Genomic DNA, 22088 nt, shown 5'->3' with positions numbered 1-22088 from the left:
GGCCCCGGTCGGCACCGGCACCTTCGACGGCGCCACGGGCACGTTCGCGTTCCCGATCACCGGCGGCAACGTCGACTACTACGACCCCTCCTCCGACGTCCGCCCCTACGTCCAGGGCGAGCTCGACCACGACGGCTCGGGCCTGTCGCTGACCGCCGGTGACACCACCGTCGAGCTCACCGACTTCCGCATCGACCCGGGCGAGTCGAAGCTCTACGGCACCGTGTCCGCCAACGGCGAGGTCGTCGTCGAAGACGCCTACCTGTTCAACCTCTGGGGCGGCACCCTGAAGCCCCTGCAGATGGAGGGCACCAACGCCGTCCTCGAGGGTACGACCGTGCACATCAGCCCCGACGCCGCCGCGCTGCTGAACGAGACCTTCAGCACCGACGCCGTCCAGGACGAGATGCTCGTCGGCGTCGCGAAGATCACCGTCGCGACCGAGTAGTCGGCGCCGCTCCGGCGGCATCGCTTCTCAGTACGACGACTCGGGCTCCGGCCCCCGGCCGGGGCCCGTGTTCCCGGTGGAACCCCACCCCGCAGAGCCTCACGGCTTCGCGAGGTGGGGTTTTCCCGTGCGCCCGCACGCCCGCCCCCTGCTCGCCCGCTCGATGAGTCACGACTCGCCGCGCACCCTCCCGACCCCGCGGCGAGTCGTGACTCATCGACCCCGGGGGTGCGGGGCGGGGCGCGGCCCGGCGCGGGGCGCGGGGCGGCTGGCCGCTCGCGGAGGCTTCCGCCGATCCGCGCGGCGTACCCTCGGGGCCATGAGCGAACTCGACACCATCGACCTGACCACCCTGCGCGGCGACAGCACGACCTTCGGCGCCTACAGCGACAAGGTGGTGCTGGTCGTCAACGTCGCCTCGCGCTGCGGCCTGGCCCCGCAGTACGAGAAGCTCGAGGAGCTGCAGAAGACCTACGGCGAGCGCGGCTTCACGGTGCTCGGGTTCCCGAGCAACCAGTTCCTGCAGGAGCTGGGGTCGTCCGAGGCGATCGACGAGTACTGCTCGGCGACCTGGGGCGTGACGTTCCCGATGATGGAGAAGATCAAGGTCAACGGGCGCAACGAGCACCCGCTCTACACCGAGCTGAAGAAGGCGGCGGACGCCGACGGCAAGGCCGGCAAGGTGAAGTGGAACTTCGAGAAGTTCGTGATCACCCCCGGAGGCGCGGTGCACCGCTTCCGACCGACCACCGAACCCGACGCCCCCGAGATCGTGTCGCTGATCGAGGCGTCGCTGCCCGCGTAGGTCGAGGCCGCTCCGCGCCTACGCGAGCAGATCGAAGGCGAGGTACCCGGCGTATCCCCCGCGGGTGCGCCCCACGCGGCGGCCGGAGGTCAGCACCTCGCCGGCGTCGGATGCGGTGACGACGGCGTCGGTCTCGCGGAGCCGCTCGACGAGCACGACGTCCTCGTGCAGGTCGAGCGCGTCGAACCCTCCGGCTGCCCGGTAGGCGCTCGCCCGCAGCCCCAGGTTCGCGCCGTGCACGTGGCCGTTCGGGCGCCCAGGCGTGTGCCGGGCCGTCCAGGCCGCGATCTGCTCGGCGCTCAGGTCGGCGAAGTCGGGTCGCACGGTGCCGACCATCACGTCGCTGCCGTCGTCGGCGAGGGCCACCTGCGCCACGAGCCACTGCGGCGGCACGACCGAGTCGGCGTCGGTGTTGGCGATCCAGACGGCGCTCTCGTCGACGCCCTCTGCGGCGAGCAGTCGCATGGCCCGGTCGACTCCGGCGGCGCGGGCCACGCCGACGGCGCCGCCGGCCGTCTCGACCACCGTCACGCCGGGGGCGCGTCGGGCGAGCTCGGCGGTGTCGTCGGTGCAGGCGTCGGCCACGACGACGGTGACGACCCGCACCTCCTGGTGATCGTCGTGGAGGCGGTGCCGTGCGACCCCGACGGCGGCGAGGCAGCGCTCGATCAGGGCGGACTCGTCGCGGGCGGGCACCACGACGGCGATCCCCAGGACACGCGGGCCCAGGACACGCGGGCCGAGGAGGCGCGGCGCACTCACCGCAGACCCGTCCGGTCGGCCACGGATCGCCCGTCGCGCGACCGCACGTCGAGCACGAAGTCGTCCTCGTCGTGGTGCGCGACCGGGTGCAGCCCGGGGCGGCGGAGCAGGGCGGCGTGCACGTCGTCGCCGCTCTGCCGGAAGTCGTCGGCCCCGTGCCGCCAGTGGCAGGCGACGACGGTGCCCGCGGGGGCGAGCACCCGTTCGACGTCGTCGAGCAGCCGCTCGAACTGGTCGGGGTCGAGGTAGTAGCCGACCTCGCTGATCAGCACGAGATCGAACGGGCCGGAGCCCGGCAGCCCGCGCGTCACGTCGGCCTGCTCGACCCGCACGTGCGGACGATCGGCGAGCCGCGCCCTGGCGTGCCCGACGGCGACCTCGGAGACGTCGAGCGCCAGCACGGACGACGCGCGCTCGGCGAGCTCGGCCGTCACGACGCCGATCGAGCAGCCGATCTCGAGCACCGAGCCGAGCCGCTCGTCGGGCAGCGACGCAAGCGTGATCGCGCGCTTGCGCCGCTCGTACCAGCGCGTCGTGACCCCCCAGGGATCCGCCTGGCGGGCGTGCGTCGCGTCGAAGCGGGTGCCCTGCGGCTGCGCGGGCTCGGGCTGCGCGGTCTCGGGCAGCACCGGCTCGTGCGGCGCCGACTCGGGCGGCGCCGACTCGGGCTGCGCCGATGCGGGCTGCGCGGACACGGGCTGCGCCGGCTCGGGCGGCTCGGAGCGCACGAAGACCTCGGCGTCGCGCCGGAAGTGCGCGACGAAGTCGGGGCGCAGCACGGCCTCGTCGCCGGGGCGCGACGACAGCGGGCGCAGCTGCGAGGCGTGCCGATCGAGGGCGCGAGCCGCGGCGGCGCGGGCCTCGGGGTCGAGCTCGACCCGCACGAGATCCACCCACGGCACGTCGGGGTGATCGGGGGCGCCCCAGTGCCAGAGCCAGACGGGGTACTCGAACAGCGCCGGCGCGAGGTCGGCACCGACCGCCTCGGCACCGGCGCCCACGGCGCCCACGGCACCGGCGTCGGCCGCGGCGCCCCGCACCAGCTCCGCCGCGATCTCGCCGAGCACGCGGTGGTCGCGGTGACCGTCGCCGCGCCAGGGGGCGAGCACGACGGCCGGGCGGACGTCGGCGACGACCGAGGCGAGGCGGGTGCGGATGTCGACCCGCGCCTCCTGCAGTCCTCCGTCGGCGACGCCCATCAGCACGAGCTCGATGCCGGGGCCGAGCTCGTCGAGGGCCGCGCGGGCCTCCGCCGCGCGCTCGTGGCGCAGGGCGTCGGCCGAGGTGGTGGTCGAGTCGGGGTGCGAGCCGGCTCCGTCGCTGACGACCACGACGGTGACGGCGCGCCCCGAGCGCACGGCGAGCGCGATGAGCCCGCCCGCGCCGAGCGTCTCGTCGTCGGCGTGCGCCGAGAGCACGAGCAGCGGACCGGCCGCCGAACCGAAGCCGGAGCCGTCGCCGAGGAGGCGCGGGTCGACCGGCAGCGCGGCCAGCCTCCCGTCGGCGGCCCACGCCTCGACGGGGCCGGCGGGGTCGCGCGCGTCGAACCTCACCACGGGGCGACCGCGCTCTCGCGCAGCTGGCGGCCGAGCGACGCGTCGTCGGCGTCGGCGTGGTGCTGGCGCAGGTAGAGGGTGAGGTCGGCGACCCGCTTGGCGTGGGCGGCGTCGGCGACGAGGGGAGCCGGGCCGAGCGCGCGACCGACCCGGGTCAGCACGTCGTCGGCGGCATGGGCGACGGTCGCGCGGACCCGCTTGGCGAGCAGACGGCCGTCGGCGCCGGTCGCGCGGCCCGCGTCGACGAGCTCGGCGGCCTCGGCCAGGGCGCGTCGGGCGTCGGAGAGGCGCTCGTCGACGGCTCCGAGCGCGGCGGCGGTGTGGGGGTCGGGGTCGCGTCGGACGACCGTGCGGTGCAGCGCGCGGGCGATGCCCACGGCCCCGCCGTACCAGCACGCGGCGACGGCGATGCCGCCCCACGAGAAGCCGGGGCGTTCGAGGTACCAGCCGGGGGCGCCCACCGGCGAGGCCGCGACGGCGTCGAAGCGCACCGGGCCGGAGGGGATCTCGACCAGCCCACGGGCGTGCCAGGCGCCGTCGACGACCTCGACTCCGCCCTGCCGCAGGTCGACCGAGAACAGCCGCCGCTCGTCGCCGACCCTGGCCGTCACCAGCGCCGAGTCGAGCACGCCGGCGAGCGAGCACCAGCCCTTCTCACCCGAGAGCGACCAGCCGTCGCCGACCTGCTGCGCCTCGAGACGGGTGCCGGGCAGCTCGGCCGCGAAGACGCCCCAGCTGCGCGTCGCCGCCGAGGAGGCGCGGGTCGCGCCCGGTGCGTCCGTCGCGTCGGGCGTGCCGGTCGCGTCGGAGGCGCGGGTCGGGTCGGTCGCGTCGGCGCCGCCCGCCGCATCGACCTGCTGCAGGATGGCGAACGCGTCGAGGTGCGGCTCGACGGCGCGGGCCGCGCCGAGGTCGTGGGCGGCGAGCGTCGCGAGGGCCCGCCACAGGTCGGCGGTGCGCCCCGCCCCGGGGACGGGCGCCGCGCCTCCTCGGCTGGTCAGGGCGATGCCGAGTCGGAGGGAGCCCTCGACGTCGGAGGGGAGGTCGTCGGCGACGAGACGCGTGAGCGAGCCCGGTTCGCTGGGGCCGGTGAGTTGCATACCTCGACCGTAGGCCGCCGAGGGGATTCCCGGGCTCCGTCGACAGGAGCCGGCGAGGGTGATAAGAGCCGGCCAGGGGGTCGCCCCGCGGGTGGTCGGCACGACGAGGGCGCCCCTCCCTCGGCGCCGGGTGTTCAGCGGAACGAGGCCGCGACCCCGTTGCGGTGGTAGTCGAAGACGATGCTCGTCCGCGTCGACGCCACGCTCGGCTGGGCCGAGAGATGGTCGACGACGAAGGTGCGGATCTCGCTCGAGTCCGAGACGGCGATGTGCACGATGAAGTCGTCGTGCCCGCCGAGGAAGAACACCTGCAGCACCTCGGGCAGACTCCGCACGGCCTCGGAGAACGCGGTGATCGCCGCCTGCCGCGACCCCGGGCGCAGGGTCACGCCGATCACCGCCTGCAGCGGGCGGCCGATGCGACGCTGGTCGACGCTCGTCAGGAACCCGGTGATCACCCCGCGGTCGATCAGCGACCGGAGTCGCGTGTGCGCGGTCGACGGCGCGACGCCGACCGCCGCGGCGAGCGCCGCGTTCGACAGGCGGCCGTCGGTGGCGAGCACGTCGAGGAGGCGGCGGTCGACCTCGTCGAGGTCCGCAGGAGGCGCGGCGACGGCTCCGTCGCCCGCCGCGCCTCCTGCAGGTCGAAGATCGTTCGGTTCAATCATGCTCAGCGCCTCTCGCAGGGTGTCATCGGGTCGATCCATCGGGTCTCGCAGAATCTTCTTCGGTCGAAACACGGGTGAAACGAATGATCGACAGCATCGTCTCATCGATCGACGACGACCGGCCCGCGAGGCCTTGACGCGACAGGAGACGCCCATGCGCGTCGGAGTGCCCACCGAGATCAAGAACAACGAGAACCGCGTGGCCATCACGCCCGCCGGCGTCGACGCCCTGGTGCGCCGAGGGCACGAGGTGCTGGTCGAGAGCGGGGCGGGCACGGGTTCGCGGATCCTCGACGACGACTTCGCCGCGGCCGGCGCGACCATCGTGCCGACGGCCGACGAGGTCTGGGCCCGGGCCGATCTGCTGCTCAAGGTGAAGGAGCCGATCGCGGCCGAGCACCGCCTCCTGCGCGCCGATCAGGTGCTCTTCACCTACCTGCACCTGGCCGCCGACCGCGAGCTGACGGAGGCGCTGGTCGCCTCGGGCACGACCGCGATCGCCTACGAGACGGTGCAGCTGCCCGACCGCTCGCTGCCGCTGCTGCAGCCGATGAGCGAGGTGGCCGGGCGGCTCTCGATCACGGTGGGGGCGTACCAGCTGATGCGCGCCTCCGGCGGTCGGGGCACCCTGCTCGGCGGAGTGCCGGGCACCCCGCGCGCCAAGGTCGTCGTGATCGGCGGCGGTGTCGCCGGCGAGCACGCCGCCGCGAACGCGCTCGGCCTCGGCGCCGACGTGACCGTGATCGACCTGTCGCTGCCGCGCCTCCGGGCTCTCGAGGCGCGCTTCGACGGACGGATCCAGACGCGGCCGTCGACGCCGCACGAGATCGCGGTCCAGGTGCGCGACGCCGACCTCGTGATCGGATCGGTGCTGATCCCGGGGGCGGCCGCGCCGAAGCTCGTCACCGACGAGATGGTCGCGGGCATGAGGTCGGGCGCGGTGCTGGTCGACATCGCGATCGACCAGGGCGGCTGCTTCGAGGGGTCGCGGCCCACCACCCACGACGACCCGACCTTCGCCGTGCACGACGCCGTGTACTACTGCGTCGCGAACATGCCGGGCGCGGTGCCCGAGACGTCGACGCGGGCGCTGACGAACGCGACGCTGCCATACGTCGTGGCGCTGGCCGACCGCGGCCTCGACGCGGCGACGGCGGCCGACCCGGCGCTCGCGGCCGGGGTGAACGTGCACGCAGGCGAGGTCACGAACGCCGGCGTCGCGGCGGCGCTCGGGATGCCGCTGGCCGCGTCGGCGACGCTCGGCTGACGCGCCGCGCCGCGCCGCCGCGCGACTCGCCGATGCAGTTGCGCGAGCCGGATCGGCCTGCTTACACTCGCCTCTGATCGAACACGTGTTCGAACGAGAGGCAGGCCATGAACATCTCCACCACCCGATCGGCCGTCGCGCTCTGGTTCGACGACGGCCTGCCCGCGCGTCTCGTCCACGACGGCGTCCGGTGGCGGGTCAGCGACACCCCCACGCCCCTCGTCGACGAGCCGCTGTTCGTCCACGAGCTCATCACGCACCCGCCGCGGAGGTTCCTTGGGTGGCGGTTCCAGGCCACGGCGTCCGACGGCACGACCCACATGTTCGAGGTCGTCCGCGACGCCGCGGGGCACTGGCTGCTCGGGCGCCTGTACGACTGAGCGGAGCCCGGGCCGACGGCGATGCCGGCCCGGGCTCCGTGTCAGACGGGTCTCAGTAGCCGGCGCCGGCCGACGGAGCGGCACCCTCGACGAGCGCGCGGGTTCCCGAGACGCCCAGACGGGTCGCGCCCGCGGCCACGTAGCGACGGGCGTCGTCGATCGTGCGGACGCCACCCGAGGCCTTGACGCCGAGGCGGCCGCCGACGGTCTGGGCCATGAGCCTGACCGCATGCTCGGTCGCGCCGCCGGTGGGGTGGAATCCGGTGCTCGTCTTGACGAAGTCGGCCCCGGCCCGCTCGGCGGCCTGGCAGACGGCCACGATCTCGTCGTCGCTCAGGGCGGCCGACTCGATGATCACCTTGAGCACGGTCGGGCTCGGCACGGCGCCGCGGACGATCGCGATGTCCTCTTCGACGGAGACGAAGTCGCCGGCCTTCGCGGCACCGACGTCGATGACCATGTCGACCTCGTGCGCGCCCGACGCGACGGCCTCGAGGGCCTCCGACGCCTTGACGGCCGGGGTGTGCTTGCCGCTGGGGAACCCGGCGACGACGGCGATCTTCAGCTCGGACCCCTCGGGCAGCACGAGCGGCAGCATCGACGGCGAGACGCAGACCGAGTAGGCGCCGAGCTCGACGGCCTCCGCGATGAGGGCGTCGACGTCGGCGTGCGTCGCCTCGGGCTTCAAGAGGGTGTGGTCGACGAGGCGGACGATGTCGGCGGCCTGCAGTGTCTCGGTCATGGGGGTCCTTCCGGGGCGATCGAGCCCGATCGGCTCGTCGTCCATCATCGACCGTCGCGGCACGACGGCGAAACCGGCGGCCCGCTCAGACCGGGCGATCGCCGTCGCGGCGTTTCTCGACCTCGATCTCGAGAGCCCGCAGTCGGGCCTGCTGCTCGTGGAACTCGATCTCGCGGTCGAGGGCGGCCAGCTGCTCCTCCGTGCTGAGGGGGCGGGAGGTGGTGGTGACCGTCTGCGTGCGCTGGCCGCCGAATCCGAGCCGCTCGCGCCTCCTCGGATCGCCGAACGACACGTGCTCGGACGGGGCCGACCGCTCACGGCCCACGGCGAACCACAGGATGCTGCCGATCAGGGGCAGGAACACCACGAGGAGCACCCAGACGAGCTTCGGCAGGTGCTGCACCTGGCCGTCCTGGCGCGTGACGATGTCGACCAGGGCGATGAGCACGAGGGCGAACATGAGACCGGAGACGAGCACGTACATGTCGCGATCATATTCAGCGAACTCCTACCTGCGCCACCAGTCATTCGGAGGATCATCTGGATGGAATCGGACGAATCTGGCCCGCCGACGCGCAGAAGTGGTTGAGTCGGTGATTGCCCGACCCCGTGGCAGCAACCGCGCCCGACCCGGCGCTCGCAAAGAAAGCAGTCATCATGCTCGGTCTGATCGTCAGCCTCATCATCATCGGCCTCATCGCCGGTGCAGTCGCCCGCCTCGTCGTCCCCGGCAAGCAGAACATCTCGATCCCGATGACCATCCTCCTGGGCATCATCGGCTCGTTCGTCGGTGGATTCCTCGCCTACCTGATCTTCCCCGGCAACAACCCCGACGGTTTCTTCCAGACCTCGGGCATCATCGGTTCGATCATCGGCGCCATCATCGTCCTGGTCATCTACCTCAAGGTCACCGGCCGCAAGGGCGCTCGCAACTAGTCGACCCTGCACCGCGCGGACGGGCCGCTCTCCAGTCGGAGGGCGGCCCGTTCTCGTGCGCCTGGGCCTCCGCGGCTTCGGCGGGTTCCCGTCACTCGCGGCGGGTCAGCGCTGACCCGCCCCCGATGACGGTGACCCGCCGCACCTCCGAGCGGCCTCGGTACAGCTAGGGCTTCCCGTTCCCGTTGTTGTTGCCGGGGCCCGAGTTCGGGTTCGACCCGCTGTTGCCCGGACCGGTCACGGCGCCGGTGCCCACCCCGGTGCCGGGCACGGTCGCCTCGGGCACCGGGACCTCCCCGGGCTCGTTCTCGTCCGGCTCGTTCTCGTCGGGCTCGTTCTCGTCGGGCTCGTCCTCGCCGGTCGACTCGGAGGGGGTCGTCGGCTCGGGCGCCGTCTCCTCCGACGGCTGGGCCGGCGCGGGCGCCTCCTCGGTCTGCTCCGGCTGCGGCTCGGTCGTCTCGGCGGGGGTCGTGGCCTCGCCGGACGGGTCGTCACTGGGCGTGCCGCTGCTCGGCTGCGACGACTCGACCGGTGCTCCGTCGCCGTCGCCGCCCTGCGTGATCCCCCAGACGACGGCCCCGGCGATGAGTGCCAGCACCGCGACGATGATCACCGGCAGCACCCAGCGACGTCGCCCCGAGGAGGCGCGGTCGAAGTCGCCGGGGCCGCCACCGGCACCGGAGCCTCCCGCACCGGCACCGGCCGCCACTCCGCCACCCGTCGCGGCGGAGCCGAGGGCCACCGCCGGAGCGAAGCGCTCGGTCGGCGCATCCGAGCCGGGAGCGCCGTTCGAGTACGACGACGTCGGGGCGTTCGCGCCGTAGGCCGCGGTCGGCGCGTCGGCACCGGCACCGTACGCCGCGGTCGGCGCGTCGGCACCGGCACCGGCACCGACACCGGCACCGGCACCGGCACCGGCACCGTACGCAGCGGTCGGCGCGTCAGCCGCCGCCGCACCCGCTACGCCCGCACCCGCGACCCCGGCAGCCGCAGCCGCGGCGGCCGCGGCGGGCAGCACCATCGTCCGGTCGCTGCGGTTGATCGGCTCCGTCGGATCGGGCACCGAGGCCAGGTCGGAGGTGTCGCCGCCGCGGGCGGCCGAGGCCAGTCGCGACGCGCGGCGGGAGACCTCGAGCGCGGTGGGTCGCGCCTCCGGATCCCTGGCGGTCATCGAGGTGAGGAGCGACGCCCAGCCGGTCTCGAGCGACGACGGCACGATCGGGTCGTTGTGCAGGCGCGCCATGACCGACTCGATCGCGGAGCCCGTGAAGACCCGCGTGCCCGTCAGGGCCTCGAGCGCCACGAGACCCAGCGAGTAGACGTCCGACGGCGGTTCGATCGGCTGACCGAGCGCCTGCTCGGGGCTGATGAACGCCGCGGTGCCCATGACGGTGCCGGTCGCGGTCAGCCGCGTCGAGTCGACGAGGTAGGCGATGCCGAAGTCGGCCAGCTTCGCGCGGTAGCGCCCTTCGCCGCCGGGCACGGGGGCGAGCAGTATGTTCGCGGGCTTGACGTCGCGGTGCACGACGCCGCCCTCGTGGGCCACGTGCAGCGCCTCGCCCAGGTCGGCGAGCATCGCGGCGGCCGTGGCGGGGGTCAGCGGACCCTCCGAGACGAGCGTCTGGAGCGTCGGCCCCTCGACGAACTCCATGACGAGGTAGGCGCGGTCGGCATCGTCGACGCGGGCGTCGAAGAGCGTCACGATCGCCGGGTGGGCGAGACCGGCGAGCACCTGCACCTCGCTGGTCTCGCGGCGCAGCTCGGCGGCGTCGGCCCCCGTCGGCGCGAAGAGCTTGATGGCGACGACGCGACCGAGCAGCGTGTCGCGGGCGCGGTAGACGCTCGCCATGCCGCCACGGCCGAGCACCGACTCGATCTCGTAGCGGCCGTCGAGCACCATGCCTGCGGTGAGGTCCGGGGTGTCCATGTCGCCTCCTGTCCGGGTCGTCGGGCAACGCCCCCCACCTTATTCGGGCTACGGAGTGACCATGCCGCCGTTCACGTTCAGGGTCTCGCCGGCGACGAAGCTCGACTCGGCGCTCGCCAGGAACACGTAGGCGGGGGCCTGCTCGGCGGGCTGCGCCGCGCGGCCCATCGGCGACTCGCTCGAGCCGAACTCGGGCAGGGTCTCGGGGTCGACGCCCTGGGTGACCTGCAGCACCGACCAGGTCGGCCCGGGCGCGACGACGTTGACGCGGATCCCCTTCGAGACGAGCTGCTGCGCGAGCCCCTTCGAGAAGTTGTTGATCGCGCCCTTCGTGGTGGCGTAGTCGAGGCGGTCGGGCGCCGGCGTGTAGGCCTCGAGCGACGCGGTGTTGATGATGGTCGAGCCCGGGCCGAGGTGCGGCAGGGCGGCCTTGATGATCCAGAACGGGGCGTAGACGTTGGTCTTGAAGGTGAGGTCGAACTGCTCGTCGGTGATCTTCTCGATGCCGTCCTGCCAGATCTGCCGACCGGCCACGTTGACGACGGCGTCCAGTCCGCCGAGGCCGGCCACCGCCTCCTCGACCAGCGTGCGACAGAAGGAGGCGCTGGTGAGGTCCCCGGGGATCGCGACGGCCTTCCGACCGGCCGCCTCGACGACCTCGATCACGTGGCGGGCGTCCTCCTCTTCGGAGGGGAGGTACGACAGCGCGACGTCGGCGCCCTCACGCGCGTAGGCGATGGCGACGGCGGCGCCGATGCCCGAGTCGGCACCGGTGATGAGCGCCTTGCGACCCGTGAGGCGACCCGAGCCGCGGTAGGTGCTCTCGCCGAGGTCGGGCACCGGGTCCATCCTCGACTGCAGGCCCGGCTCGGGCTGCTGCTGCACCTCGGGGCTGATCACGGGGAAGCGCGTGCGGGGGTCGTCGAAGGTGTACTGATCGCGGTCCATGCCGTCCGTCGTACGCCGAGGTCCTGAGCGGAGGGTGCGTGCGTACCCCGGGTCGCACGGTGGCCCGCGACCCCGATCGGCGGGTGTTATCCGTCATGCGCACTGGGTGCACGGATAGTTAGTCGGTCTAGCGATTCCCGTGACAGCATGCTCATGCATCGACTTCACGGCGGTGCGGAGCGGCTCACGGCCTCTCCACCGAGAGTCAAGGGCAGCGCAGGGCTGCCAGAAACGAGCACCACGATGAGCCTCATCCGCCCCACCACCGGTCGCGTCCGCAGCCCCTTCTCCGAGGTGCGCGACACGGAACGCCAGGCCACCCTCTTCGTCGTCGCCACGTCGGCCGTCGCGGCCAGCGTCATGGCCACGGCCGCCCTCCTCGTCACCCTGGGCTTCGGCGCATGAGCGCGTCCGAGCTGCGTCACGTCGAACTCGCGCCCACCGAAGCGCTCGACCTCTCCGAACTCTTCGTCGGACGTGGCGAAGACGGTCCGCTGGCGGCCTGAGCCATGCGACCCTCCTTCTCCAGCCGCATCCTGGCCTCGTCCGACGACGTCGACCACGTGTCGTACTTCGACACCGGCATCGACGACGACGACCTCGACTGAGTTCGGCGTCACCTGACGTCACCGCGTCACCCGCTCCTCCTGCGTCATCAGCACGACCCGCTCCTCCTGCGTCACCAGCACGACCCGCTCCTCCTGCGTCATCAGCACGACCGAGCACGATCCGTACCAGCGGCCCACGACGTGGGGCGCCGACGAGGATCACCGACCACGGGCCTCCCCTCACCGGGAGGCCCGTCGTCGTCTGCGGGTGCGGGTGCGGGTGCGGGTGCGGCCGTCCTAGGCTGTCCGCCATGAGCATCGACGCCGAGAAGACAGTCCAGCTGCGCCGCTACGAACTCGTCGAGGGCGTGTTCGACGAGTTCGTCGAGTGGTTCCAGGCCCGGATCGTTCCGGCCCGCGAGGCCGAGGGGTTCGCCGTCGAGTTCGCGTACGCCGACCGCGAGGCCGGGGAGTTCGTCTGGGCGGTCAGCGTCGCAGGCGACGCCGCCACGTTCGCCGCGGTCGAGGAGGCCTACCTCGCGAGCGACTCGCGCGCCGCCGCCTTCGCCGATCAGCCGAAGAGGGTCGCCGCCAGCCATGTGCGCCTGATCGAGCCGGTCGTGCCCGCAGGAGCCCGCACGGCGCGCTGAGCCCGACCGCGCACGTCGACGTCTTCAGGAGGCGCGCGAGAGTAATCGCCCGCTGGCCACGGAACGGCCTCGCTATCCGATTCGCGAACACATCCGGATACCCCCCAACCGGGGCGCCGACGCCTCCGAATGCTCCCCCGGGTGCCTAGCAACCCGTGTGTCCGCTCCACTGTGGACGGCGTTCCCGGCGAGTACCCGAAACCCGCCGAGATCACGCGCCGACGCAGCGGACGACACCCGTCGAGGACCCGAACCTCGGCGCGGGCTCTCGGATCAACGACGATCCGGGACCCTGCTGGGCACCGATCTCGCGGCGTCGATCCCTCCACAGGGCCAGTGCGCCGCCGTCCCGCTGTTCGCTCTCCGGCGCAAGCCGGGCCGAGTCTCGGCGGGAGACGTATCGTCGGACGAGCCTCGTTCGAGGCCGTTCTCACGAGGAGCCCCGTGTCATCTGATCGACCCACGCCACCACGTGCGACCGTCGTCTTCCTGTCCCACGCCGACCCCGACCCCGATCGGTCCGACGATTCGCTCGGTGCCGCGCTCGCCGCCGCGTCGAGCGACCCGGGGGCAGCCTCCCTCGACGTCCACATCGCGTCGGCTCCCTCGACCGGGGCGACCGACGACGAGGTCGTGACGGCCGTCGTCAAGGCGATCCGCGCCTCCGGAGCATCCCGGTGGCTGCTGGCCGCGAGCGGCGCCCGCGTCGACGCCGTCTCGCAGACGGTGGCGCGCATCCTGTCGGGCGAGGCGGGTGTGTTCGGTCTCGCCGGAGTGGTGGTGACCTCGCCGGGCGACTTCGACGGCGTCCCCGCGCTCGTGCTCGACGACGCCTCGGCCTCGGGCGAGTCGCCCGTCGAGGCGATCACGACGTTCTGGCGCGATCGCGCCGGGCTCGGGCCGACCATGTCGCTCGACTTCGCCGAGGTCATCGCCTCGACCCGCACCAGTCCGCAGACCCGGGCGCTGCTCGCCCGTCGCGCCCTCGCCGACGACCCCGACTACCGGCCGCAGACCCTCTCGACGTCGCAGCTCGAGACGCTGCGCGTCGTCGCCGACCTGGTCGTGCCCCAGCGCGCCCCCTGGCCCGGTGCCGAACTGGACCTCGCGGCACGGATCGACGTCGATCAGAACCTCGGCAGGTCCGACGGCTGGCGGAACAACGCCCTGCCGCCCGACCTCGAGGCCTACCGACGCGGGCTCGACGCCCTCGCCGACCTGCGCCTCCTCGGTGTCGACGACCAGCGGGCACGGGTCGCCGCACTCGTCGCCGGTGAGTTCGAGCCGCCGGCCGGTGAGATGACCGCCGAGCAGATGCAGCTCTGGTTCGAAGACGCACGGGTCGACCTCGTGCGCGCCTGGCTCGCCCACCCGGCGACGATGGAGCGCATCGGCTTCGACGGCTTCGCCAACGGCGGACCGGGCGGCGCGCTCTTCCAGGGCTTCGACCTGCTCGGCGCCGACCGACGCGAGCAGTGGGAACCGACGATGGAGGTCGTCCGATGAACCTCGACCAGATGACCACCTACTCCGACGACGAGATCGTCGACGCCGTCGTGATCGGCACGGGCGCCGGCGGGGCGCCGATCCTCAGCACGCTGGCGGCGCAGGGTCTGCACGTCGTCGCGCTCGAGGCCGGGGCGAACTTCGACCCGGAGCTCTTCACCCAGGACGAGACCGAGGCGGTCGCCATCAACTGGATGGACGAACGCCTCAGCGCCGGCGAGAACCCGACTGCCTTCGGCCTGAACAACAGCGGCAAGGGGGTCGGCGGGTCGACCCTGCACTGGGGCGCCTTCACGCCCCGCCCCGACGAGCGCGATCTGCGGCTGAAGTCGCTGACCGGCAAGGGCGTCGACTGGCCGATCGAGCACGCCGAGCTGATCGAGTACATCGAGCGCGTCGAGGCCTTCGTCGGCATCGCCGGGCCCGCCGACTACCCCTGGGACCCTTCGCGGCGGTACACGCTGCCGCCGGCGCCGCGCAACGCGTCGTCCGACATGATGATCCGCGGGTGCGAGGCGCTCGGCATCACCGCGACCGACGGCCCCGTCGCGATCACCACCGTCGACCGCGAGCAGGAGCACGCGGGCATGCGCCACGCCTGCGTCAACTGCGGCAGCTGCCACCAGGGCTGCCGCAACGGCGCCAAGGTCAGCATGGACACCACCTACCTGCCGTCGGCGGTGGCGCACGGCGCCGAGATCCGACCCGGGTCGATGGTGCACGGCATCGAGCTCGACGAGGCCGGCGAGGTGTCGGCCGTCGTCTACACCCGCGACGGGGTCGAGCACCGTCAGCGCACGAAGGCGCTGTTCCTCTGCGCGGGCGGCGTCGAGACGCCCCGTCTGCTGCTGCACACCGGGCTCGCCAACAGCAGCGACCAGGTGGGCCGCAACTACATGGCGCACGGGGCGACCCAGGTGTGGGGCACCTTCACCGAGGAGATCCGCAGCCATCGCGGCTACCCGTCGTCGATCATCACCGAAGACACGATGCGACCCGAGGGCGTCGACTTCGTGGGCGGCTATCTCATCCAGAGCCTCGGGGTCATGCCGTTGACGCTGGCCACGACTCTGGTGCGCGGCGGCGGACTCTGGGGCGACGAACTCGTCGAGGCGATGGAGGGCTACCGGTACCTGGCCGGGGTCGGCATCAACGCCGAGTGCCTGCCGAGCGACGACAACCGCCTCGTGCTGTCCGACGAGCTCGACGAGTTCGGCATCCCCAAGGCGATCGTCTCGTTCAGCGCCGGCCCCAACGAAGACGCCATCGACGAGCACGCCATCGCGACGATGACCGCCATCGTCGAGGCCGCCGGTGCCACCGACACGATGGTGCTCGCCCGCACGGCGCACACCATCGGCACCTGCCGCATGGGCGACGACGCGACGGACGCCGTGGTCGACGCCGACGGGCGCAGCTTCGACGTGCCGAACCTCTGGGTCTGCGACAACTCCGTCTTCCCGAGCGCGGTCGTCGCCAACCCCGCGTTGACGATCATGGCGCTCGGGCTGCGGACGGCCGAGAAGTTCCTGGCGGCGCGGGTCGCGGGGTAGACGGGGGCCGGTCGGCGGGGCCGGGGCAGCGGGGCCTGGTCGATCGGCAGGCGGCCGGTCGGTGGATCGCATGATAGGCGGTGCGGGCGGCGGGCATGTCCGGGTTGTCCGTTTTCGGAAACTCCGGCGGATCGGGGCCGTACTCGGCTGGACAGGATCGAACGCTTGTTCGTATCTTGGTCCCGTGGGTAGTGACGAGAGTTGGAGCGACGGCGGCGTCGTCTACCGCATCACCGTCTTCGGCAACCGCCTGACCCTCGAGATGACCGAACCTCGCCGCGACGACAGCGATGACAGCGGTGGCGTCACGATGGACATCTCGCGCATGTGGCACCGCGGCCAGTCGGGTGCGGCCCGGTTGACGATCGTCAGCCGCACCGGCGCGGTCACGATCCCGTGCCCCCTGCCGATCGCCCGCCGTCTGGTCACCCGCTGGTCGGCCACGACCGGAGACAGCGTCGGAGACGACCGCCTCCCCATGAAGGACGAGCACCCCTAGCCGCACCGCTCCCCTTGCGCGCCCGCGCCCCCCTTCTGTGCAACTCGCGACTGAACGGCCCCTGACGGGCGGCATCTCCTGGCGTTTCAGCTCCCCCGGGGCAGAACTGTCGGGTTCGGCACGCGCCCCACCGGCCCCCGCGACGCCGACGCAGCCAGACTGGCGTCATGACCGCCCCGCTCGAGACCCCCGACGGCCGCTACATCGTCGTGCGCGGTCGCCTCTGGCGGCGGTCCGACCCGTCGCTGAGCGACGACCGGCGGGCCGAGCTCGCGCACGACCTGATGGAGGCGCGGCGCGCGAAGAAGACCGCGCTCGGCGACGACGACCCGGCCGCCGTCGAGCAGGCCCGCGCCCGAGTCGACGCGGCGAAGACCGCCCTCGGCGAGCGCGGCCCCGTCTGGTGGAGCGACGACGCACCCGACGAGACCCGCCGCATGGCCGAGAACACGCGGTACGCCGACTGGTTCGCGTCGGTCGGGAAGCCGTAGACCCTGCCACGCTGGGAGGCATGCCGTCGCTCGATGCCCTCCGCGCCTCCTTCGTGTCCACCCGAGGAGGGGCGGTGGACGACAGCATCCCGCAGCTCGCCGAGGCCGACCCCGACCTGTTCGGGGTCGCTCTGGTCCGGCCCGAGGGCGAGGTGGTGGCCTCGGGTGACGCCGAGCATCCGTTCTCGATCCAGTCGGCCGTGAAGCCGTTCCTGTTCGCGTTGGCTCTCGCCGACTCGGACGGCGCCGCGCTCGACCGGGTGGGCATCGAGCCGACGGGCGAGGCGTTCGACGCGATCAAGCTCGAGAGCGACACGGGTCGGCCGCCGAACCCGATGGTCAACGCGGGGGCGCTGCTCACCGCCAACCTGGTCGACGGCGACTCGGGCGATGCGCGCATCCACCGGATCCTCGCCGGCCTCAGCGCCTTCGCCGGTCGCGAGCTCGACTACGACCGCGAGATCAGCGAGAGCGAGCAGCTGCACGGCGACCGCAATCATGCGCTCGCCCACCTGATGCGCTCGGAGGGGACGCTCGACGAGACCGCCGACGAGGCCGTCGCCGTCTACGCCCGTGCGTGCTCGGTGATGGTCGACGCCGTCGCCCTCGCCGTGATGGGGGCGACGCTGGCGTTCGGCGGGCGCAATCCGGTCACCGGCGAGCGGGTCGTCTCGGCCGAGGTGGCGCGCGACGTGGTCTCGGTGATGGCGACCTGCGGGGTCTACGACGGCTCGGGGCGCTGGATGCGCTCGGTCGGCGTGCCCGCGAAGTCCAGCGTCTCGGGCGCCATCATGCTCGCCGCCCCGAATCGGCTCGGCGCGGCGATCATCAGCCCGCCGCTCGACGAGCTCGGCACGAGCGTCCGCGGCGAGGCCCTCAGCCGCGCCCTCGCCGAGCAGCACGGTCTGCACTCGTTCGGCTACCGCGGCTAGGGCCGCCGCCAGGGGGCGCCGGGCGCCGGGCACCCGGCAGCGTCACCGGGCACCGGGCACCGGGCACCGGGCACCCGGCAGCGTCACCGGGCACCCGGCAGCCGGCACCCGCGTCAGGCCGGAGTCAGCAGCCCCCGCTCGAGCACGTCCGCCACGGAGAGCACCTTGTAGCCCTGGCTCTCGAAGAAGACGGTCATCCGGTCGTCGTCGGTGCCCATGACCGTGCCCTCGCCCCAGGTCGCATGGACGACGTGGGCGTCGGTGGCGAATGCAGGAGGCGCGGTGTCGGTGGGGTGCGCCTCCTCGTCTCCCGAGCGCGCCTCCTCGGCATCGATCCCGGCGCGGTCGTCGGACAGGCAGAGGTCGCAGTTGCCGCAGTGCTCGGGCGAGTCCTCGCCGAAGTAGCCGAGGAGGAACCGGCGGCGGCAGCCCGCGGCCTCGGCGAAGGTGCGCATCATCTCGATCCGGGACGTCGCGACGCGCTCGCGGGTCTGGGCGACCTCGCGAGCCGCACCCGCCGCCTCCGCCGCGTCGAGACCGGCGACCGGCTCGAACCCGTCCGTCGACTCGGTCAGCGCCCCGCCCTCGAGCAGCAGATCGATGAGGCGCGACACCGTGCGCGAACCGAGCGCGAGCTGCCCCGCGACCTCGGCACGGGTCACCGGGCGTCCGGCGGCCGACAGCGCCGTGAAGACCCCCCGCAGATCGGCGCGGCCGGGCAGCCCCGAGGCGAAGAACGACCGCAGCGACAGGTCCTCGGGCCGGTAGTGCAACGTGGCGACGGCCGGGTCTCCGTCACGACCGGCCCGGCCGATCTCCTGGTAGTAGGCGTCGAGCGAGTCGGGCACGTCGGCGTGCACGACGAAGCGCACGTCGGGCTTGTCGATGCCCATGCCGAAGGCGCTGGTCGCCACGACGACGTCGACCTCGCCGGCGTGGAACCTCTCGTGCAGCAGCCCGCGCTCGGCGGACCGCTGCCCGCCGTGGTAGCCGACCACCGTCCGGTCGGGGCGGCGTTCCGCGATCGCCGCCGTGTAGGCCTCGGTCGCTCTGCGGGTCGCCACGTAGACGATGCCGGGCGTGGTCGAGGCGGCCACCTGCTCGACGACGGCGCGCATCTTCTCGTCGTCGTCCTCGTGGCGCACCACCTCGAGGGCGAGGTTGGGACGATCGAAGCCGCGGCTGACGATCAGCGGGTCGCGCAGTCGCAGCCGTTCGACGATCTCGTCGCGCACCGGCCCCGACCCGGTCGCCGTCAGCGCCAGCACCGTCGGTCGGCCGAGGCGCTCGACGATCTCGCCGAGATGCAGGTAGTCGGGCCGGAAGTCGTGACCCCAGGACGACACGCAGTGGGCCTCGTCGACCACGACGAGGGCGACTCCGGCGTCTCTCAGGCGGTCGACGGTCTCGTCTCGTGCGAGCTGCTCGGGGGCGAGGAACACGTACGTGATCTCGCCCGCGGCCAGACGCTGCCAGCCGGCGTCGTTCTCGGCGTCGGTGTGACCGGAGTTGATGGCGACGGCCGAGGGCGCATCGGGGCGGCCGACCAGCCCGGCGACCTGATCGGCCTGCAGCGCGATGAGGGGCGACACGACGACGGTCGGCCCGTCGAGCACGGCACCGGCGACCTGGTAGATCGCCGACTTGCCGAACCCGGTCGGCATGATGCCCAGGGTGTCGCGACCCGCGACGACGGCCTCGATCGCCTCGAGCTGCCCGGCGTGCAGATCGTCCCAGCCGAACAGGTCGGCGGCGGCGGTCGTGATGCGGGCGGTGCGGGCTGCGGGGGTTGCGGTGCGTTCGGTGCGTGCGGTGTCGGCGGTGGGTTCGGTGCGTGTCGTGCTCATGTGGTCCTCGTGTCGGTGGGGCAGAGGTCCATCTCAGGCTCGCCGACCGGGACACGCGCACGACTGACAGCCGATGATCGGCCCGCCGTACCCCGGCTCCCGATCGGCGCGGCACACTACTCCGACCCGCCCTAGGATCGTCCACGGGGGAGCACCTGCTTCGAGAGATCACCCTTGGGGGGCCGCATGACCGACGACGACCGCGACGCGCAGGGGCCGCACGACGCGCCCGACGGGGCCGACCAGCCCGATCAGCCCGGCCAGCCCGCCGAGCCCCGCCAGCCCGCCGAGCCCCGCCAGCCCGCTGAGCTATCCGGGCACGAGATGCTCTTCGGCACCCCCGACGACGACCCCGAACCCGCCACCGACACCGACACCGACCCCGACCGGCGTCGCGGCGGTCTCGCCCTGCCGATCATCGTCGTGACGGTCGCCGTCGTCACCGTGGTGGCCGCCTGCTTCGTCGTCTTCGGCGACGTCCTGGGAAGCGCTGGCCAGCCGACGGCCGAACCGGCCACGACGTCCGCGACCGCACGACCGGGTGCCGCGCAGTTCGGCCCCAGCGCGACCCCCACGCCGACCCCGACCCCCACCCCGTCGGGTGAACCGACCCCGCGCGCCGCCACGGCCGCGCCCGTCGACGCCGATCTGCCGGCGCCGTCGGTGGCGTCCGTCCCGGCCGGCACGGTCGTGACCGAGGGCGATGTGCGTTCTCCGCTCGGCAGCGTCGCGTACCACTACCGGGTGGTCGCCGACGGCTCGAACGGCTACGACGTCCAGTACTCGGGCTTCACGTCGACGCTGCCCGTGCCGGTGTCCGCGACGCTCATCGACATCGCGCCCTCGGTGGGCGACGGGCTGACCTCGTACGGCGTCGGCTCGGTGCTGCTGGGCGGGCCGACGAGCGCGCCGACGTCGGGGGGCACGACCCTCGGCACCAGCCAGCCGTCGTACCTCGGCACGATCGTGACCTACTCGTCGGCTCCGTCGGCGGACGGCGTCCCGCTCGAGATCGGGCCCGACAAGGTGCTGGCCGTGCAGTCCGTCGCCTGGAGCATCCCGCCGCGCGAGACCAACATCGCTCCTGCCGACTCGGGCCCCGCGTCGCTCGCGGCCGGCACGGTCACCTCGACGACCGACGCCGGAGCGCCCCGCAGGTACCTCGTCTCCCCGAACGACACCACCGACGCGGTCGCCGCCCGGTTCGGCATCTCGGTCGCGGCGCTGATCTACCTGAACGCCGGGCTGCAGGTGCTCGACGACGAGCAGCGCCTGTTCGAGGGCACGACGCTCAATCTCGATCCCGCGAGCGTCTGACCGGCTCGCGCCGCGCCTCCTCGGATCTGCTCAGAGGCCTGCGCCGCACGGCAGGAGGCGCGGGTCAGCCGGTCGCGACCGCCGGCTCCGCGTCGAAGCGGGCACCCTCGGGCCGCGGGGGCGTCAGCACGAAGATCAGGAAGGCGAGCCAGCCGACGAACGGCACGAACAGGATGAACGCCCACAGCCCGCTGCGGTTCGCATCGTGCAGACGCCGCCAGGTGATGGCGAGGGTCGGCACGGCCGTCGCGAGGTAGATCGCGAGGAGGATCGCGTTCGGCGCGGTCGAGAACGACTGCCCGTCGACCTCGCTCCAGTCGCCGGTCAGCACACCCGTGACACCCTGGATCGCGAACGGCAGCGCGAACTGCACCAGCGCCACCCACCAGTACTCGGCCCGCCCCGCCCGACCCGAGAAGGTCGCGTACTTGACGACGAACCGGCGCATGGCCTCGACGAACGACGCTCGGTAGCACGGCTGGTCGATCGGCCGACGGTCGCGGTCGTTGGGGGCGGAGGCGATGGTCACGGTCTCATCGTAGGTGGCGAGTCGGCCGCGAAAGCGTTATCCACAGGGCTCGAACGCGGCGACCCCCGCCCCCTAGGCTGAGCGAAACGACCGCGTACCGAGGGGACCGCTCATGACCGACAACACGCCCAACGACCCGAACCAGCCGGGCTACCAGAACCCGCAGGGCCAGCCCGGCTACCCGCCCCAGGGAGGCGCGCAGCAGGGAGGCGCGCAGCAGCCCTACGGATCGGCTCCCCAGGCGTACACGCCCGGCTCGAACGAGACCACGGGCGGCAGCAAGCCCCCGTCGAAGGGCATGGCCATCGCCGGCTTCGTCCTCTCGTTCTTCGGTCTGCTCGCCATCGTGGGTCTGATCCTGAACATCATCTCGTTCCGCCGGTTCGGGCGTGCGGGTCAGCCGCGCGGCCTCTCGCTGGCCGGCATCATCATCTCGATCGTGGTCATCATCATCACGGTCATCGGCATCATCGTGCTCATCGCCAGCGCCACCGTCCTGCTGCAGCAGTGCGCGGACCTCGGCCCCGGCACGCATGTGGTCGACGGCGTCACCTACACCTGCAGCTGAGCTTCACCGCCACCGCACCAGCCCGACGGGCCGGTGCCGCACCCCGGGTCATCGGCCCGCCGGAGCGGCGCCGGCCCGTCGCCGCGTCCGGCGCCGCCGGCGCCGCGCC

At 73.0% G+C, this 22088-nt stretch carries 23 protein-coding genes and 1 pseudogene; 14 read left to right on the top strand and 10 right to left on the bottom strand.

All coding sequences use genetic code 11. The annotated features are described in order from the left end of the window. Together SOM11_RS14680 and SOM11_RS14675 are read left to right on the top strand one after the other, a co-directional pair. Window positions 1-448, top strand: a pseudogene (locus SOM11_RS14680) (hypothetical protein); the annotation flags it as partial. Between the two features lie 319 nt (window positions 449-767). Then, window positions 768-1253 (top strand): glutathione peroxidase, encoded by a 486-nt coding sequence (locus tag SOM11_RS14675; protein WP_192061723.1) that lies wholly within the window; start codon window positions 768-770, stop codon window positions 1251-1253. An 18-nt stretch (window positions 1254-1271) separates the two neighbouring features. On the opposite strand, the gene SOM11_RS14670 is transcribed toward SOM11_RS14675, so the two are convergent. From SOM11_RS14670 to SOM11_RS14655, 4 genes are all read right to left on the bottom strand, one after another. Then, on the bottom strand, window positions 1272-1952 hold the full coding sequence (locus tag SOM11_RS14670; protein ID WP_320478506.1) for a glycosyltransferase: 681 nt from the start codon (window positions 1950-1952) through the stop codon (window positions 1272-1274). A 59-nt stretch (window positions 1953-2011) separates the two neighbouring features. Then, complete coding sequence (locus SOM11_RS14665; protein ID WP_320478505.1) at window positions 2012-3571, bottom strand: PIG-L family deacetylase; 1560 nt, start codon at window positions 3569-3571, stop codon at window positions 2012-2014. Beyond that, window positions 3565-4671 (bottom strand): acyl-CoA dehydrogenase, encoded by a 1107-nt coding sequence (locus SOM11_RS14660; RefSeq protein ID WP_320478504.1) that lies wholly within the window; start codon window positions 4669-4671, stop codon window positions 3565-3567. The genes SOM11_RS14665 and SOM11_RS14660 overlap by 7 nt, the downstream gene beginning before the upstream one ends. A gap of 134 nt (window positions 4672-4805) precedes the next feature. Beyond that, the gene (locus tag SOM11_RS14655; protein WP_320478503.1) at window positions 4806-5339 is read right to left on the bottom strand and encodes an Lrp/AsnC family transcriptional regulator; all 534 of its coding nucleotides are present in this window, start codon (window positions 5337-5339) and stop codon (window positions 4806-4808) included. A gap of 154 nt (window positions 5340-5493) precedes the next feature. Here SOM11_RS14655 and ald point away from each other — a divergent pair, with 154 nt between their 5' ends. Both ald and SOM11_RS14645 read left to right on the top strand, forming a co-directional pair. Continuing rightward, entirely contained in the window at window positions 5494-6606 is a 1113-nt protein-coding gene (ald, locus tag SOM11_RS14650) for an alanine dehydrogenase (protein WP_320478502.1), read from the top strand. A 107-nt stretch (window positions 6607-6713) separates the two neighbouring features. Then, a complete protein-coding gene (locus tag SOM11_RS14645; RefSeq protein WP_192061718.1) occupies window positions 6714-6986 on the top strand; it encodes a hypothetical protein in 273 nt (90 codons plus the stop codon). 52 nt (window positions 6987-7038) lie between these two features. On the opposite strand, the gene deoC is transcribed toward SOM11_RS14645, so the two are convergent. Next, window positions 7039-7728 carry a deoxyribose-phosphate aldolase gene (deoC, locus tag SOM11_RS14640; protein ID WP_192061717.1) on the bottom strand — a complete coding sequence of 230 codons (690 nt, stop codon included), beginning with the start codon at window positions 7726-7728 and terminating at the stop codon, window positions 7039-7041. 85 nt (window positions 7729-7813) lie between these two features. Next, the gene (locus tag SOM11_RS14635) at window positions 7814-8212 is read right to left on the bottom strand and encodes a PLDc N-terminal domain-containing protein (RefSeq protein ID WP_192061716.1); all 399 of its coding nucleotides are present in this window, start codon (window positions 8210-8212) and stop codon (window positions 7814-7816) included. A gap of 173 nt (window positions 8213-8385) precedes the next feature. Here SOM11_RS14635 and SOM11_RS14630 point away from each other — a divergent pair, with 173 nt between their 5' ends. Next, complete coding sequence (locus SOM11_RS14630; RefSeq protein WP_192061715.1) at window positions 8386-8664, top strand: GlsB/YeaQ/YmgE family stress response membrane protein; 279 nt, start codon at window positions 8386-8388, stop codon at window positions 8662-8664. 166 nt (window positions 8665-8830) lie between these two features. Here the strand turns inward: SOM11_RS14630 and SOM11_RS14625 are convergent, their stop codons facing one another. After that, a complete protein-coding gene (locus SOM11_RS14625) occupies window positions 8831-10591 on the bottom strand; it encodes a protein kinase domain-containing protein (RefSeq protein ID WP_320478501.1) in 1761 nt (586 codons plus the stop codon). Between the two features lie 48 nt (window positions 10592-10639). After that, window positions 10640-11539: an SDR family oxidoreductase gene (locus tag SOM11_RS14620; RefSeq protein ID WP_243215720.1), complete on the bottom strand. Its 900-nt coding sequence runs from the start codon at window positions 11537-11539 to the stop codon at window positions 10640-10642. Between the two features lie 243 nt (window positions 11540-11782). Here SOM11_RS14620 and SOM11_RS14615 point away from each other — a divergent pair, with 243 nt between their 5' ends. The 7 genes from SOM11_RS14615 (at window position 11783) to glsA (ending at window position 17718) form a co-directional block, all read left to right on the top strand. Then, complete coding sequence (locus SOM11_RS14615) at window positions 11783-11944, top strand: hypothetical protein (protein WP_192061712.1); 162 nt, start codon at window positions 11783-11785, stop codon at window positions 11942-11944. Between the two features lie 454 nt (window positions 11945-12398). Next, window positions 12399-12737: a hypothetical protein gene (locus tag SOM11_RS14610; RefSeq protein ID WP_192061711.1), complete on the top strand. Its 339-nt coding sequence runs from the start codon at window positions 12399-12401 to the stop codon at window positions 12735-12737. A 444-nt stretch (window positions 12738-13181) separates the two neighbouring features. After that, window positions 13182-14243 (top strand): hypothetical protein, encoded by a 1062-nt coding sequence (locus SOM11_RS14605; RefSeq protein ID WP_320478500.1) that lies wholly within the window; start codon window positions 13182-13184, stop codon window positions 14241-14243. After that, on the top strand, window positions 14240-15796 hold the full coding sequence (locus SOM11_RS14600) for a GMC family oxidoreductase (protein WP_192061709.1): 1557 nt from the start codon (window positions 14240-14242) through the stop codon (window positions 15794-15796). The genes SOM11_RS14605 and SOM11_RS14600 overlap by 4 nt, the downstream gene beginning before the upstream one ends. 184 nt (window positions 15797-15980) lie before the next feature. Next, on the top strand, window positions 15981-16295 hold the full coding sequence (locus SOM11_RS14595; protein WP_192061708.1) for a hypothetical protein: 315 nt from the start codon (window positions 15981-15983) through the stop codon (window positions 16293-16295). 167 nt (window positions 16296-16462) lie between these two features. Beyond that, entirely contained in the window at window positions 16463-16786 is a 324-nt protein-coding gene (locus SOM11_RS14590) for a biopolymer transporter Tol (protein ID WP_320478499.1), read from the top strand. 20 nt (window positions 16787-16806) lie between these two features. Next, complete coding sequence (gene glsA / locus SOM11_RS14585; protein WP_320478498.1) at window positions 16807-17718, top strand: glutaminase A; 912 nt, start codon at window positions 16807-16809, stop codon at window positions 17716-17718. 113 nt (window positions 17719-17831) lie between these two features. On the opposite strand, the gene SOM11_RS14580 is transcribed toward glsA, so the two are convergent. Then, window positions 17832-19565 carry a RecQ family ATP-dependent DNA helicase gene (locus tag SOM11_RS14580; protein ID WP_320478497.1) on the bottom strand — a complete coding sequence of 578 codons (1734 nt, stop codon included), beginning with the start codon at window positions 19563-19565 and terminating at the stop codon, window positions 17832-17834. A gap of 186 nt (window positions 19566-19751) precedes the next feature. Between SOM11_RS14580 and SOM11_RS14575 the strand changes: the two genes are divergently transcribed. Beyond that, window positions 19752-20882: a LysM peptidoglycan-binding domain-containing protein gene (locus SOM11_RS14575; protein WP_320478496.1), complete on the top strand. Its 1131-nt coding sequence runs from the start codon at window positions 19752-19754 to the stop codon at window positions 20880-20882. Window positions 20883-20946: 64 nt separating this feature from the next. Here SOM11_RS14575 and SOM11_RS14570 read toward each other — a convergent pair whose 3' ends face one another. Beyond that, window positions 20947-21411 carry a DUF805 domain-containing protein gene (locus SOM11_RS14570; protein WP_320478495.1) on the bottom strand — a complete coding sequence of 155 codons (465 nt, stop codon included), beginning with the start codon at window positions 21409-21411 and terminating at the stop codon, window positions 20947-20949. Window positions 21412-21523: 112 nt separating this feature from the next. Between SOM11_RS14570 and SOM11_RS14565 the strand changes: the two genes are divergently transcribed. Further along, window positions 21524-21979, top strand: coding sequence for a hypothetical protein (locus tag SOM11_RS14565; RefSeq protein WP_320478494.1), 456 nt, complete (start codon window positions 21524-21526; stop codon window positions 21977-21979). Window positions 21980-22088 lie beyond the last annotated feature (109 nt).

Origin of the sequence: Frigoribacterium sp. CFBP9029 (genome assembly GCF_034045305.1) — a bacterium.
Taxonomy (GTDB): domain Bacteria; phylum Actinomycetota; class Actinomycetes; order Actinomycetales; family Microbacteriaceae; genus Frigoribacterium.
This window is presented reverse-complemented; position numbering and strand designations above follow the sequence as displayed.

What these genes read in the sequence shown, in the direction of transcription:
- SOM11_RS14675 (WP_192061723.1), top strand. Translation starts at nt 768, where the DNA reads ATGAGCGAACTCGACACCATCGACCTGACCACCCTGCGCGGCGACAGC.
- SOM11_RS14660 (WP_320478504.1), bottom strand. Translation starts at nt 4,671, where the DNA reads ATGCAACTCACCGGCCCCAGCGAACCGGGCTCGCTCACGCGTCTCGTC.
- SOM11_RS14655 (WP_320478503.1), bottom strand. Translation starts at nt 5,339, where the DNA reads ATGATTGAACCGAACGATCTTCGACCTGCAGGAGGCGCGGCGGGCGAC.
- ald (WP_320478502.1), top strand. Translation starts at nt 5,494, where the DNA reads ATGCGCGTCGGAGTGCCCACCGAGATCAAGAACAACGAGAACCGCGTG.
- SOM11_RS14645 (WP_192061718.1), top strand. Translation starts at nt 6,714, where the DNA reads ATGAACATCTCCACCACCCGATCGGCCGTCGCGCTCTGGTTCGACGAC.
- deoC (WP_192061717.1), bottom strand. Translation starts at nt 7,728, where the DNA reads ATGACCGAGACACTGCAGGCCGCCGACATCGTCCGCCTCGTCGACCAC.
- SOM11_RS14635 (WP_192061716.1), bottom strand. Translation starts at nt 8,212, where the DNA reads ATGTACGTGCTCGTCTCCGGTCTCATGTTCGCCCTCGTGCTCATCGCC.
- SOM11_RS14630 (WP_192061715.1), top strand. Translation starts at nt 8,386, where the DNA reads ATGCTCGGTCTGATCGTCAGCCTCATCATCATCGGCCTCATCGCCGGT.
- SOM11_RS14625 (WP_320478501.1), bottom strand. Translation starts at nt 10,591, where the DNA reads ATGGACACCCCGGACCTCACCGCAGGCATGGTGCTCGACGGCCGCTAC.
- SOM11_RS14620 (WP_243215720.1), bottom strand. Translation starts at nt 11,539, where the DNA reads ATGGACCGCGATCAGTACACCTTCGACGACCCCCGCACGCGCTTCCCC.
- SOM11_RS14615 (WP_192061712.1), top strand. Translation starts at nt 11,783, where the DNA reads ATGAGCCTCATCCGCCCCACCACCGGTCGCGTCCGCAGCCCCTTCTCC.
- SOM11_RS14610 (WP_192061711.1), top strand. Translation starts at nt 12,399, where the DNA reads ATGAGCATCGACGCCGAGAAGACAGTCCAGCTGCGCCGCTACGAACTC.
- SOM11_RS14600 (WP_192061709.1), top strand. Translation starts at nt 14,240, where the DNA reads ATGAACCTCGACCAGATGACCACCTACTCCGACGACGAGATCGTCGAC.
- SOM11_RS14590 (WP_320478499.1), top strand. Translation starts at nt 16,463, where the DNA reads ATGACCGCCCCGCTCGAGACCCCCGACGGCCGCTACATCGTCGTGCGC.
- glsA (WP_320478498.1), top strand. Translation starts at nt 16,807, where the DNA reads ATGCCGTCGCTCGATGCCCTCCGCGCCTCCTTCGTGTCCACCCGAGGA.
- SOM11_RS14580 (WP_320478497.1), bottom strand. Translation starts at nt 19,565, where the DNA reads ATGAGCACGACACGCACCGAACCCACCGCCGACACCGCACGCACCGAA.
- SOM11_RS14575 (WP_320478496.1), top strand. Translation starts at nt 19,752, where the DNA reads ATGACCGACGACGACCGCGACGCGCAGGGGCCGCACGACGCGCCCGAC.
- SOM11_RS14565 (WP_320478494.1), top strand. Translation starts at nt 21,524, where the DNA reads ATGACCGACAACACGCCCAACGACCCGAACCAGCCGGGCTACCAGAAC.